The organism is Gordonia sp. ABKF26, assembly GCF_041103195.1.
Taxonomy (GTDB): Bacteria; Actinomycetota; Actinomycetes; order Mycobacteriales; family Mycobacteriaceae; genus Gordonia; species Gordonia terrae.
On the sequence record NZ_JBGCVZ010000003.1, the window covers coordinates 2,230,712 to 2,243,445 of the forward strand.

A 12,734-nucleotide genomic window follows, 5' to 3' on the forward strand; every position below is an offset into this window, starting at 1 on the left:
TCAGGACCGGGTGTCGGCGACTCCGGCCGGTGGGATGTCGGTCGCCGATTCGTAGGTCGGGATGTCGGAGCGGCGCGGGGTGGCCGGCGCGGCGTCCGACGGGGTGAGGTCGGGGGCCCCGAGATCGGCCACCGTCGGCCGTTGGCCGCCCGGCGTGGAACGGGACCCACCCGCCGAGCGCGAGGTCGGCGACGGCCGGTCCGAAGCCACGTTGGTCCGTGGCCTCGGTCGGCTTCCAGGTGACTGCGTCTTCGCTGCCTGCGTCTTCGGTGCAGGCCTCGAAGTGGGGGATTTCGCCGAGGGGGTCGACGCCGACGGGGCATCCGAGGCCGATTCGGAGGTTCCACCGCCCTTGGCCCGGCGATGCGACGTCGCGCGGCCTCGCTGACGGTCGGTGCTGCTGTCGGCTGTGGCCCTGCTCGCCGGGTTGCGGCCCGACTTGGCGCGGTTCGGGGTCCCGCTCTTCCCGGACTTGCCCGGGTCGCGGGTGAGGAACCACCGGGCGAGCACAAGGGCCAGCGTCGTGAGGAAGGTCGTCAACATCCACGGGAAGTCTGCGGCGATGGGGAGTAGGACGTTGAAGATCAGGCTCTTCAAACCTGACGACGCCTGCTCGGAATTGATGCCGTAGAGGGTGACGATACTGACGAAGAACGCGATGAGCGGCGGCTGCGCGGCGGCGGTGAACAGTGCTCGGCGGCGGACGGCCAGAGCGGCGATCACGCAGCCGACGAGGTAACAGAACTTGTAGATCGACCCGAGCGAATCGTTGCTGCCGGCGTCGATCGCCGCACCGAGGGCCGTGATCCCGGTACCCAGGAGAACGGCGCCCCACCACGGCACACCGCGGACCGCGGGCAGTACCGACTGCTGGTCCAGAGGTACCGCGGTTTGGAGACGTTGCGGGGAAGACACATTGTCACGGTACCGGTTCGTCGATGGATTTCGTTCCACCCCCGGGCCGTGGCGTCGGTGCCGGCTCCGGCGTCGTCCCAGGTGTGACCCTCGATCCTGCGCCCCGGCAGGTGTCGTGGATCACGGGCGGCCGCGGCGCCTCGGGGACGTCACCGAGAGCATCGAGTTCGGCCAGCCGCCTCGCGGTCACGCCCAGTCGGCTGTCCACCGAACCGATCGTCGCGTTGTAGGCGTCGACCGTGCGCTGCAGTGACGTCCCGAGCGAGCCGAGATGACCGAGGACACCGGCGAGCCGCTGGTGCAGTTGCAGGCCGAGGTCATGGATGACCGCGGCATCGCGCGCCATCGCATCGTGTCGCCAGCCGAGCGCGACCGTCCGCAGCAGGGCGATGAGTGTGGTCGGGGTGGCGATGACCACGTTCCGGGCGAACCCGAATTCGAGCAGATCCGGATCGGTGCGCGCCGCGGCTTCGAGGACGACGTCACCGGGTAGGAACAGCACCACCATCTCGGGCGTGTTGTCGAAAGCGGACCAATAGGACTTCGCCGACAGGCGTGCGATGTGCGCGCGCAATGCGCGGGCGTGCTCGCCGATGAGCTTGTCGCGTGCGGACGAGTCGCCGGCCTCGGCCGCTCGCAGGTATGCGTCGAGGGGCACCTTGGCGTCGACGATGATGTCGCGGCCGCCGGCGAGGTGGACGACGAGGTCCGGCCGCAGTGTGTTGCCGGTGCGGCCTCCCGAGCCGTTGGAGGCGGAGGTGTCCGGAACCGACACCTGTGTGCTGAAGTCGCAGTGCTTGGTCATCCCGGCGAGCTCGACCACGCGCTCGAGCTGGACCTCGCCCCACCGGCCGCGGGCGTGCGGACTGTGCAACGCGTTGGCGAGCTGCCGGGTCTGGTCGTTCAGCGCGATCGATGCCGAGTGGATTCCGCGGACCTGCTCGGTCAGGCCCGCGTAGGCGCCGATCCGGTTGTTCTCGACCCGGCGCAGTTCGTCGGCGAGCTGCGCCAGGTTGGCGCGCAGCGGCTCGACGATGTGGGCGACCGAACTGCTGATCGCCGACGACTGCCGCCGGGCCGCGTCCTCGGTGGCCCACGACAGCGAGGACGCGACATCCTCGCGGCCGGCGCGCAGCATCTCGACCTCGGCGCGGGCGGCCGCCACGGTGGCGGCGCTGCGGGCGGCGTGCGCCCACCAGCCCAGCGCGATCCCCAGGGCGAGTCCGACGACGAGGGCGAGCGCAGCAGCAGTCATGACGCCGATGGTGTCGGACACCCCCGACAAGTTCGGCTGCCCTGACGGCCGCGGGCGTCACCGCCCGGGAGCGGCGTCCTGGGTGCCGGCCTCGAAATCGAGCAGCCATTGCTTGATCGGCAGGCCATATCGGAAACCGCCGAGGGAGCCGTCGCTGCGCTTCACCCGGTGGCACGGCACGAAGAGCGCGGCCGCATTGCGCGCGCAAGCCGCCGCCGCGGCCCGCACCGCCGCCGGTTGGCCGGCCAGTTCGGCGAAGCGGGTGTAGGTGACGGGATGCCCGGCCTCGACCGTGCGCAAGGCGTCCCAGGCCGGGCCCAGGAAGACGCCGCCGGATCGTTGCACGACGGTAATGCCGGCCGGCGCGGTGAGATCTCCGGCGTAGTAGGCCGACACCGCGTCGGTGATCGCGCCCAGCGCGGCCGACGGCTGGATCGATTCCGGTCGTAGAGCCCGGTGGACGAGCGCCGTCAGGTAGGCGGGGTCGTCGGTCCAGCCCGAGGCCAGGACGTTGTGGTCGCGGTCGGCGACGACGGTGAACGGACCGTTCGGCGTGGCGACGGTGGCATGGCCGGCGATTGTGGTGGTGGGTAACGGTGTTTCGGCAACAGTGGACTCGGTGTCGACGGATTCGGTGTCGATGATTTCGGGGCCGGCGGTGCCGCGGGGGGTGTCGGAGGTGGTGGTCGGTGTGGACATGTCGCTCCTGAGGGTTCGGTGGGGCGGAGATCGGTACAGGGACGGCGAGGGGGAGTCGGTCGTCGGATGTGTGCTCGTCACACGATCTGCCCGGCGGCGTCGAGTCGGTGCCGCCACAGATGCATGGTCGCGTACGAGCGCCAGGGTGCCCAGTGATCGGTCTTGCGCAGATCGATCCCGAGGTCGGCGGCTGCTCGGACGACGACGAGATCGTTCGTGAGCAGGACGTCGGGATCGCCGGTGACTCGCATCGTGACGATGTCGGCGGTCCAGGGGCCGATGCCGGGCAGTTCGAGAAGCTGGGCACGAAGATCAGACGCATCGACCCCCACATGCGGTTCCACTCGCTTGTCGGCGAGTGCCCCGGCGACACCGATCACGGCGTCGACCCGCCGCCTCGGTCCGCGCAGGACCTCGTGTCCGCGGGCAGCGATCACGCTCGGCGTCGGGAAGGATTTCGACGGCGGCTCGCCAGCTGCCGTCGAAGCGTCGCCGGGCGCAGGGCCGAACCAGTCGCCGACGGGTTCACCGAGTACATCGACGAGCCGGTCGATCTGGTTGCGGGCGGCCGCGAGGCTGACCTGCTGACCGAGCATGGTGCGGATGACCGTCTCGGCCGGGTCGAGACTGCCGGGCGCCCGGAGCCCGGGAGCGCGTTGGAGCAGTGGTCGCATCGTGTCGTCTGCGGCCAGCGCGTCCTGCGCGGCGGTGATGTCGGCGTCGAGGTCGAGCAGGCGACGAATCCGGTTGACCGCGACACCCAGATCGCGCATGTCGAGTCCGCGGAGCGCCACCACGGCGTGATCGTCCCGTGGCTCCACTTCTGCCGAGGCGATGCCGTGCGGCAGCGTGAGGATCCGACGGTAGCGCCAGCCATGGTGGCTGTCCGGGTCGTCGACGACGGACTCGACGCCCGCGGCGGCGTGCGCGTCGAGGAACCACCGCATCCACGGCCAGCGGTACGGCGCGCGGAACGGCAGTCGCAGGGTGACGCTCCCCGGAGCGGAGTCGGTGCCGTTCGGCGCGTTCTTCCGGCGAGGGAGCCGGCGGAGTTCGGTGGGGGTGAGCCCGAAGACCGCGCGGACGGTGTCGTTGAACTGGCGAACGCTGGCGAACCCGGCGGCGAAGGCGATGTCGGTCATCGGCATCGTCGTGCACTGGATGAGCACCCGTGCGTTGGTGGCGCGATGTGCCCTGGCGAGCGCGAGCGGCCCGGCACCCAGGTGCTGGGTCAGCACTCTGGTGAGGTGTCGGGGCGAATACCGCAGACGCGTGGCGAGTCCGTCGACTCCTCCGCGTTCGATCACTCCGTCGGCGATGAGCCGCATCGCGCGAGCCGAGAGGTCGGCGTTGATGTTCCACAGCGGGGATCCGGGTACGGCATCGGGCGCGCACCGCCGGCAGGCACGGAAGCCCTGCTGCTGGGCCGCCGCGGCGGTCAGTACGAATGCGACATTGGCGGGCCGGGGCGTCTGGGCCGGGCACGACGGTCGACAGTAGATGCCGGTGGTGCGGACCGTGACGAAGAACTGTCCGTCGAAGCGGGCGTCGCGGGCCTGCACCGCGCGGTAGCACCGGTCGAAGTCCGGCGCAGTACCCGAAGGGTCGGGTTCGGCTGTGGTGCTTGTGCTCACCGGTCCACTGTGTCATCCGACAGCGGCTCGGTCTGGCGGGAATCGGACATGACAGCAGTCGTCTCACCAAGCGGGCCAAAAGTGTGATCTGGGTTACACGGGTGTGGCACCATGGCGCCATGACCACCCGGTTCGATGGCCGCCGACGAAGCCGGCACGACGACCTCCCGCTCGCCGGACTCCCCGCGTGGGGCCTGGAGATGATGATGGGCCTGTACGGCCCCGAGACGATCAGGCGTGTCTGCGCCGAAGAGGCCGAACTCGGGGTCGTGGCCCCGCCGGACGGGCCGTCTTCCCGGGTCACCGCGCCCACACTTTCCCCGGCCGACACCGACCGGGCGCGATCGGGAGCCGGTTCCGACGGACGCAGGGACGAGCCGGTCGTCTTCAATCAGGTCGACGCGGAACTCGAGGCGATCAACTCCCTGATCCGCTATCTCGGGCGAAAGCTCCGGCGTCGCTGATCGGTGGTGGCTGACCTGTCGTCACCGATCCGGCGTCGCTGATCCTGCCGTCGCTGATCCTGCCGTCGGTCCGATCACATGTTCGGCCGATCGTCGCCGCGTCGATGTCGCTTTGTCACCGCGATGTGTGAGGATCCTCAGGTGACCGACAGCTCGGACGATCAGCGCGCGGACGGCACGTCCGCCGACGCGACACAGGAGACCAGCAAGCTCGGTGCCGATGCCGTCCTCGGCGGCGATGCGGTGCTCGGCGGCGGTAAGAAGTCGTATCCGACGCGACTGCAGGTGATGATGACCGGCCTGCGCTCGTGCGCGACCGTGGGGCTCCAGATCGTGCTCGTCGCCGCGGCGTTGTGGGTGCTGTTCTGGTTGCTGGCGAAGTTCTGGGTGATCCTGCTACCCATTCTGTTGGCGATCATCGCGTGCACCATCCTGTGGCCGCCGGTGCGGTGGATGCGCAACCACGGGATACCGGCCGCCGCCGCGTCGCTCCTGATGATGCTGATCGGGCTCGGTGTGCTCGGCGGCGTGATCGGGCTGATCGTCCCGTCGGTCGTCGATCAGGCCCCCGAACTCGCGAGTCGTGCGACCGACGGCGTCCGGCACCTGCAGGACTGGGTCCAGGGTCCGCCACTGAACGTCGACGACAAGCAACTCGACAACATGGTCAACACGATCACCGGGCGGCTCCAGTCCAGCGCATCGGTCATCGCGGCAGGCGTGTTCAGCGGCGTCGGGACGGCCACCTCGGTCCTCATCACGATGTTCACCTCGCTCGTGCTGGTGTTCTTCTTCCTCAAGGACGGCCCGAAGTTCGTGCCGTGGCTCGACCGCACCGTCGGCCGCCCGTCGGGCAACCACCTCGGCGAGGTCCTGACCCGCATGTGGAACAGCCTGGGCGGCTTCATCCGGACGCAGGCGATCGTCAGCTTCGTCGATGCCGCACTCATCGGCCTGGGCCTGTTCATCCTGGGCGTGCCGCTCGCCGGCGTACTGGTGGTCATCACCTTCCTCGGTGGTTTCATCCCCATCGTCGGCGCGTTCGTCGCCGGTGCGCTGGCCGTGCTGATCGCCTTGGTGTCCAACGGTCTGACCACCGCGCTCATCGTGCTCGGCATCATCCTCGCGGTGCAGCAACTCGAGGGGAACGTCCTGCAGCCGTGGCTGCAGGCCAAGTCCATGGACCTGCACGCGGTGATCGTGCTCTTGTCGGTCACCCTCGGCGGCACGCTCTTCGGCATCACCGGGGCCTTCCTCGCGGTGCCCGCGGTGGCCTCTCTGGCCGTCGTGCTGCGTTATCTGAACGAGCAGATCGCAGAGCGCGCCGGTGAGTCGCTGCCCCCGCCGAACACCCCGGTGACGACCCAGGTCGGGGTTCCCGACAAGGACCCGCCGGAGGACAAACCGAACCCGGTGAAGGGGTTGCTCGACCGCGACTGACCTGCTTGACCGACGCCCCGCCGGACGCTGCGCCCGCTGCCGATAGACTGGGCGCCCGTGAGTCTCACCCTGGGAATCGTCGGTCTGCCCAACGTCGGTAAGTCGACCCTGTTCAATGCCCTGACCCGTAACGACGTCCTCGCCGCGAACTATCCGTTCGCGACCATCGAGCCCAACGTCGGCGTGGTCGAACTGCCCGATCGCCGGCTCGATCGGCTCTCGGAGATCTTCGGCAGCGAGCGGATCCTGCCTGCCACGGTGTCCTTCGTCGACATCGCCGGCATCGTGAAGGGCGCATCGGAGGGCGAGGGCATGGGCAACCAGTTCCTGGCCAACATCCGTGAGGCCGACGCCATCTGCCAGGTGGTCCGGGTGTTCGACGACGGCGACGTCGTCCACGTCGACGGTCGTGTCGACCCCTTCGCCGACATCGAGGTCATCGAGACCGAGCTGATCCTGGCCGACATGCAGACCCTGGAGAAGGCCATCCCGCGCCTGGAGAAGGACGCACGCAAGAACAAGGAGCTCGCCGCGACCCTGGAGGCCGCCAAGAAGGCGCAGGAATTGCTCGACAGCGGCAAAACGCTGTTCTCACAAAGCGATTCGTTTGATCTGTCATCGGTGCGCGAGCTGCATCTGATGACCGCGAAGCCGTTCCTCTACGTCTTCAACTCCGACGAGGGAGTGCTGACCGACGACGCGAAGAAGGCCGAGCTGCGTGCCGCCGTCGCGCCCGCCGATGCGGTGTTCCTCGACGCGAAGGTGGAGAGTGAGCTCCTGGAGCTCGACGAGGAGGACGCCCAGGAACTGCTCGACTCCATCGGGCAGGACGAGCCGGGCCTGACGTCGTTGGCGCGCGCCGGTTTCCACACCCTGGGCCTGCAGACCTACCTCACGGCCGGACCCAAGGAGTCCCGCGCCTGGACCATCCACCAGGGCGACACCGCGCCCAAGGCGGCGGGCGTCATCCACACCGACTTCGAAAAGGGCTTCATCAAGGCCGAGATCGTGTCGTTCGACGACCTCGACGCCGCCGGATCGATGGCCGCGGCCAAGTCCGCGGGCAAGGTGCGCATGGAGGGCAAGGACTACGTCATGAAGGACGGCGACGTCGTCGAGTTCCGGTTCAACGTCTGATCGGGCGATGACGTCTGTCGCGCCGAACGAGGAGATCTACCTCGCCGGCGGCTGTCTGTGGGGCGTGCAGGCGTTTCTCGCGACGCTGCCGGGGGTGACGTTCACCGAGGCCGGTCGGGCCAACGGCAGCAGCGCGTCCCTCGACGGCGAGTACGACGGGTACGCCGAATGTGTGCGGACCCGATTCGATCCGGCCGTCGTGAGTACCGAGCAACTGGTGGCGTACCTCTTCGAGATCATCGACCCGTACAGCCTGAACAGGCAGGGGCCTGATGTCGGCGAGAAGTACCGCACCGGTGTGTACTCCGACGATCCGGAGCACCTCGTTCGGGCGCGACAGTTCATCAGGGCGCGGGACGACGCGGATCGCATCGCCGTCGAGGTGCTCCCGCTGACGAACTATGTGCGCAGTGCCGACGAGCACCAGGATCGGCTCGCGCGGTTCCCGGGGAGCTCGTGCCACCTTCCGCCGGAGCTGTTGACCAAGTACCGGGCCTGACGAAGCGACCGCCAGACCTCAACTCGACTGCCAGACCTCGATCGAAGTCTGGCAGTCGAGTTGACGTCTGGCGGTCGCGGCCACGCTCAGCGTCGAGGTCCGGCGTAGCGTGACCGTCATGCCCATCTCACTCGAGAACGTTGCCATCGCGGTGCGCGACCTCGACGCCGCGATCGCCTTCTTCACCGACCTCGGTCTCGAGGTCATCGGCCGGGACACCGTCAGCGGGGAGTGGACCGACACCGCCGTCGGGCTCGACGGCAATCACGCGAAGATCGCCATGCTGCAGACCCCGGACGGGCACGGGCGCCTCGAGCTCTTCGAGTACATACATCCGGAGGCCGTCGAGACCCGGCCCACCCAGCCCAACGACATCGGGATGCATCGCGTCGCGTTCTCGGTCGACGACATCGACGCGGCTCTCGAAGTGGCGGCGCGGCACGGGTGTCATCCGTTGCGCGGCGTCGCCACCTACGAGGACCTGTACAAACTCACCTACGTGCGCGGCCCGAGCGACATCATCGTCATGCTCGCCCAGCAACTCTCGCCGAGCTGACTCACGGGTTCTGGCCGAAGGGGTTGCCGCCGAACGGCAGTGGGGAGCCGCCCGATCCGCTGCCGGACTCCGGGACTGTCGTCTCCTGCTCGTCGACGGCGCTGTCCAGCTTCACCTCGACCGTGCGGGCATCGGAGCCCGAACCGATGGTCACCGGCACCGTCTCACCGGGCTTGTGGGTGAGGATCTGCGCCATCAGATCGGCGTAGTCGGCGACGGCGGTGTCCCCGATCTTCGTGATGACATCACCCTGCCGGATGCCTGCCGCCGCGGCCGGGCCGCCACGCTGCACCGACGAGACCGACGCGCCCTCGGTCCGATCGCCGGCCGACAGCGAACCCGACACGCCCAGTACAGGTTTGGTCGCCTTGCCGTCCTGCAACAGCTGATTGGCGATGCGCTTGGCGGTGTTGATCGGGATGGCGAAGCCCAGCCCGAAGGACTGCGGTCCGCCGCTCGCGGCCTGACCGGTGTCCACGGCCGAGTTCACCGCGATCACCTGCCCCTGCAGATTCACCAGCGGCCCACCGGAATTGCCCGGGTTGATCGGGGTGTCGGTCTGCAGACCGTTGTACACGGTGAGCGACGAACCGTTCTGGTCTCCGGCGGTCACCGTGCGGGACAGTGCACTGACGATGCCGGACGTCACCGTGTTGGACAGGCTGTCGGGGCTGCCGACGGCCACCACCTGCTGGCCCACCTTCAGCGCGTCGGAGTCGCCGAGTGCCGCCGGGGTCAGTCCCGACGCGCCCTGCAGCTTGATCACGGCGAGGTCGTACGACGGGGACGTTCCGGTCACCGTGGCGTTGTGCTGATGTCCGTCTCCGGTGGTGACGACGATGGTGCTCCCGGAGCCGGCGCCGGCGACGACGTGATGGTTGGTCAGGACGTAGCCGTCGGGGGAGAGAACGATCCCGCTGCCCACGGCCGTGCCGTTCGCGGTCTGCACCTTGATGTCCGCGGTCGACTTCGATGCCACGCTCGCGGCGTAGGTCACCGAACCGGGTTGTGCGTCAGCAGCATTGGCCGCCGCGGCCGGTTGCGAGCTGAGGACCGGAACGGACGCGGCGTCGTGCCCGAGCAGCGCACTGCCGCCCATGCCGACGGCGCCACCGAGCAGCCCGGCCAGCAGCGCGGTGACGATGATCGGTTTGGTCACCCCGGCACGGGGCCGCGACACCGGCGGCATCGGCGGTGGCGGCAGCGGCGAGGTGGCCTGCTGGTTCATCATCCACGGCCCGGGCGGATGCGCCGATCCGTGCGGCGGCACAAATGGTTCGGTGATTGGATCATGGCCGTCGGGGGTCTGGGGCATGGGGGTCTGGGGCGTGTTCACGGCACCACGATGCCCGGACCTCATGTGAACAGAGCTACAGATATCCTGCGGATTTCCTGACAAGGTGGACGCGGACTCTCAGCAGTTTCTGACCTGCGCACAGCGTGTCTCCGGCGGGGTTGCGCGGGATAGTCGTTGTCGTCCGAATGCGGGTGCGCGGTAATGTGACCCGTCGACCCGCCGACACCCGACGCAGACCATCGAGGGCAGTGACATTTCCATCGACCACGCGATCATCGCGGATCTCGACGATGCCGCCGGCACTCTCGCCGCCGCTTTCGACGCCTATCCCTGGACCCGATGGTCCATTCCCGAGGACGGTTATCCGGAACGGTTGCACCGACTTCAACGGATGTATCTGGGGTATGCCTTCGACCACGGCGTCGTGCTGGTCACCACGGATCGGCGGGGTGTGATCGCCTTGCTGCCCCCGGACGTGCCGGAGCCGGACGGCCGGTTCCAGACAGAAGTGGCCGGCCTGCACGGCGACCGGTTGGCCGCGGTCGCGCGGGCGCAGACCCCCGCGTTCCCGGCTGGTGCATGGAACCTGGCGACCCTCGGTGTCCACCCGGACAGCCAGGGCAAGGGTCTGGGGAGCTCTCTGGTCCGCGCCGGGCTTGCCGTGGTCGACAGCAAGACCCTTGCTGGTGCGCGAGTCGCACTCGAGACCTCCGACGACCGCAATGTGATGCTCTACGAGCGTGCCGGGTTCGTCGTCACCGCGACGACTCCGGTCGACACGGGTCTCGTAGTCCATTCGATGCTCCGCGATCCGGGTGCCGACGGGTCGTCCACGACCGGGTGAGAACGCTGCTAGCGTTCGGCCAATGGCAGACTTCGAGTTGACCGACGACGACCTGCGCGCCGTCGTACGCTATGCCGCACAGTGGGCCGCGGAAGTCCTGCCGGTCTTCGAGCGGGCGCAGCCCGATGACGAGCGACCGCGCGCAGCCATCGAGGCGGCGCAGGAATTTGCCTGCGGCGCACGGAGATCCGCGCTGCATCGGAGTTCGGCGTTTGCGGCGCATCGGGCTGCGAAGGATGCGCCGTCGGAGGTCGCGCGACTGGCCGCACAGGCCGCCGGCGACGCCGCGGCGGCCGCCTATCTGCACCCGATCGCCAAAGCGCACCAGGTCGGGCACATCTTGCGGGCTGCGGCGAATCGGGCTCTCGTCGCCGAACTCGAGAGCGGGGGCGACCCCGTCGTCGGGAGCGAGATGATCGAGACCGTGTGCAGCCGCACGCCACCCGAACTCGTGGACATCCTGAGCAGATATCCGGAACCCGGCCGTGGCGCGTCGCGCGTCGGCGTTCTGATGGCCGATCTCGACAGGCGGTTGCGTGAGCCGCACCCACGCGCCGACTGGGACGCCTGACTGAGACGACCGGCCGATCGGTGATGCTCAAATAGTCTGTGCCGGAACGGGTTCTGTCGCTCATTCGCCCGACAAACAAAACGTTGCATGAGATGGTGTTGCCTGGCCGATGAGCGCAGTCGTGTTCACCGGCCATCCAGTCGGCATCTCGAAAGGTAACTCAGTGTCCTCGTCTGAACTCGGTCTCACCGCACTGCTCGCCTTCATCGGTCCGCTCCTGGCGCTGTACGCCAACGGCAGCTAGCGCGTGGGGGTCCGACGGACCCCGTGATCCTCGCCGTGCCGCACGGATTGCTCGTCGATCCGTGCGGCTCGGTGGTTTCGGCGGACACGCGCTGATGTTCCCGGTGAAAGTTGCACATCGCGTGCCGGTCGTCGTCGATACTGCATCGGTGACTCTTTCCAGACGTACCGTCCTGTCGGCGGTGACCGTGGTGCTGCTCGCCGTGGCCGGACTCCTCGTCCCGACGCCGGCGATCGGCGACGCCGCCCCCTCGGGCTGGCGGTACACGATGGTGGCGTTCAGCAATTCGAGTGCACGCGACATGGACGTGTACGAGTCCACCGATGGTCTCGAGTACCGCATGGTTCGCAGATCCGCGTATCGGCCGCCGACGGGGTACGTGCGGGACGCGAGCATCTTCCGGCACACCGACGGCTGGTACTACGTGACGTACACGACCGCCGACGGGGCGAACATCGGCTTCGCGCGCAGCCGGGACCGCATGAACTGGGATTTCCTGTACAACTGGCCCGTCCCGCTGTGCTGCGCGTTCCTGCCGGGTACGGGCGACGGCCGGGGGCTCGGCTCGTCGAGCGGGTCCGGTTCGGCCGGCTCGTCCGGATCGGCGGGTTCGAGCGATGGCCCGTCGTTGTCGCCCTTCACCACTAAGGCCTGGGCCCCCGAATGGTTCGTCGAGGGCGGCCGGGTCAGCGTGATCCTGTCGATGTCGACCGGCGGTGGCTTCATCCCGTACGTGATGACGGCCCTCGACCCCGGGCTGCGGATCTGGAGTCCGCCCGTCCCGATGCTGAGCATCGGCGCGGACCACATCGACACGACGGTCGTCAAGGTCGGCCCGACCTACCACGCATTCACCAAGAACGAGACGAAGAAGTTCATCCAGCACGCGGTCGCGACGTCGTTGCTGGGGCCCTACCGATTCGTGCCGCCGGGCAACTGGGGCCTTCTCGTCGAGGGGCCGGCCGTCGTCCAACTGCCGAACGGTGCCTGGCGCATGTACCTCGACGCCTATCGAAACGGCCGATATCTGTACTCCGACAGCACCGATGGGATGCGCACCTGGACGCCGGTGAAGCAGATCCCGGGCATCTCCGGGACCGTCCGTCACGTCGGGGTCATGCGGGAGCGGGCCTGATCGCCGGCGGTCCCGCGGCCGGGCACACGCTGCCCTGTGCGGGG

14 protein-coding genes are annotated in these 12,734 nt (G+C 68.6%); 9 read left to right on the forward strand and 5 right to left on the reverse strand.

All coding sequences use genetic code 11. From position 1 onward, the window contains the following. The 4 genes from AB4Z55_RS10380 to AB4Z55_RS10395 form a co-directional block, all read right to left on the reverse strand. The gene (locus tag AB4Z55_RS10380; protein WP_369519674.1) at positions 1–915 is read right to left on the reverse strand and encodes a DUF6542 domain-containing protein; all 915 of its coding nucleotides are present in this window, start codon (positions 913–915) and stop codon (positions 1–3) included. A 4-nt stretch (positions 916–919) separates the two neighbouring features. After that, positions 920–2,170: a DNA recombination protein RmuC gene (locus AB4Z55_RS10385; protein WP_369519675.1), complete on the reverse strand. Its 1,251-nt coding sequence runs from the start codon at positions 2,168–2,170 to the stop codon at positions 920–922. A gap of 57 nt (positions 2,171–2,227) precedes the next feature. Next, complete coding sequence (locus AB4Z55_RS10390; protein ID WP_369520998.1) at positions 2,228–2,749, reverse strand: methylated-DNA--[protein]-cysteine S-methyltransferase; 522 nt, start codon at positions 2,747–2,749, stop codon at positions 2,228–2,230. A 197-nt stretch (positions 2,750–2,946) separates the two neighbouring features. Beyond that, positions 2,947–4,503, reverse strand: coding sequence for an AlkA N-terminal domain-containing protein (locus AB4Z55_RS10395; RefSeq protein WP_369519676.1), 1,557 nt, complete (start codon positions 4,501–4,503; stop codon positions 2,947–2,949). A 119-nt stretch (positions 4,504–4,622) separates the two neighbouring features. Between AB4Z55_RS10395 and AB4Z55_RS10400 the strand changes: the two genes are divergently transcribed. From AB4Z55_RS10400 to AB4Z55_RS10420, 5 genes are all read left to right on the forward strand, one after another. After that, the gene (locus AB4Z55_RS10400) at positions 4,623–4,967 is read left to right on the forward strand and encodes a hypothetical protein (RefSeq protein ID WP_369519677.1); all 345 of its coding nucleotides are present in this window, start codon (positions 4,623–4,625) and stop codon (positions 4,965–4,967) included. A 141-nt stretch (positions 4,968–5,108) separates the two neighbouring features. Further along, positions 5,109–6,407, forward strand: coding sequence for an AI-2E family transporter (locus AB4Z55_RS10405; RefSeq protein WP_239402617.1), 1,299 nt, complete (start codon positions 5,109–5,111; stop codon positions 6,405–6,407). Between the two features lie 57 nt (positions 6,408–6,464). Then, positions 6,465–7,544 carry a redox-regulated ATPase YchF gene (ychF, locus tag AB4Z55_RS10410; protein ID WP_101821086.1) on the forward strand — a complete coding sequence of 360 codons (1,080 nt, stop codon included), beginning with the start codon at positions 6,465–6,467 and terminating at the stop codon, positions 7,542–7,544. Between the two features lie 7 nt (positions 7,545–7,551). Beyond that, a complete protein-coding gene (locus tag AB4Z55_RS10415) occupies positions 7,552–8,043 on the forward strand; it encodes a peptide-methionine (S)-S-oxide reductase (RefSeq protein WP_369519678.1) in 492 nt (163 codons plus the stop codon). A 118-nt stretch (positions 8,044–8,161) separates the two neighbouring features. After that, positions 8,162–8,599, forward strand: a complete 438-nt coding sequence (locus AB4Z55_RS10420) for a VOC family protein (RefSeq protein WP_033205734.1) — start codon at positions 8,162–8,164, stop codon at positions 8,597–8,599. Between the two features lies 1 nt (position 8,600). On the opposite strand, the gene AB4Z55_RS10425 is transcribed toward AB4Z55_RS10420, so the two are convergent. Next, positions 8,601–9,959: a S1C family serine protease gene (locus AB4Z55_RS10425; protein ID WP_369519679.1), complete on the reverse strand. Its 1,359-nt coding sequence runs from the start codon at positions 9,957–9,959 to the stop codon at positions 8,601–8,603. A gap of 328 nt (positions 9,960–10,287) precedes the next feature. Between AB4Z55_RS10425 and AB4Z55_RS10430 the strand changes: the two genes are divergently transcribed. The 4 genes from AB4Z55_RS10430 (at position 10,288) to AB4Z55_RS10445 (ending at position 12,690) form a co-directional block, all read left to right on the forward strand. Further along, positions 10,288–10,740 (forward strand): GNAT family N-acetyltransferase, encoded by a 453-nt coding sequence (locus tag AB4Z55_RS10430; RefSeq protein ID WP_082932103.1) that lies wholly within the window; start codon positions 10,288–10,290, stop codon positions 10,738–10,740. Positions 10,741–10,762: 22 nt separating this feature from the next. Next, on the forward strand, positions 10,763–11,311 hold the full coding sequence (locus AB4Z55_RS10435; RefSeq protein ID WP_369519680.1) for a putative immunity protein: 549 nt from the start codon (positions 10,763–10,765) through the stop codon (positions 11,309–11,311). 109 nt (positions 11,312–11,420) lie between these two features. Beyond that, the gene (locus AB4Z55_RS10440) at positions 11,421–11,555 is read left to right on the forward strand and encodes a hypothetical protein (RefSeq protein ID WP_257881275.1); all 135 of its coding nucleotides are present in this window, start codon (positions 11,421–11,423) and stop codon (positions 11,553–11,555) included. Positions 11,556–11,649: 94 nt separating this feature from the next. Then, entirely contained in the window at positions 11,650–12,690 is a 1,041-nt protein-coding gene (locus AB4Z55_RS10445) for an arabinofuranosidase (protein ID WP_180819425.1), read from the forward strand. Positions 12,691–12,734: the final 44 nt, after the last annotated feature.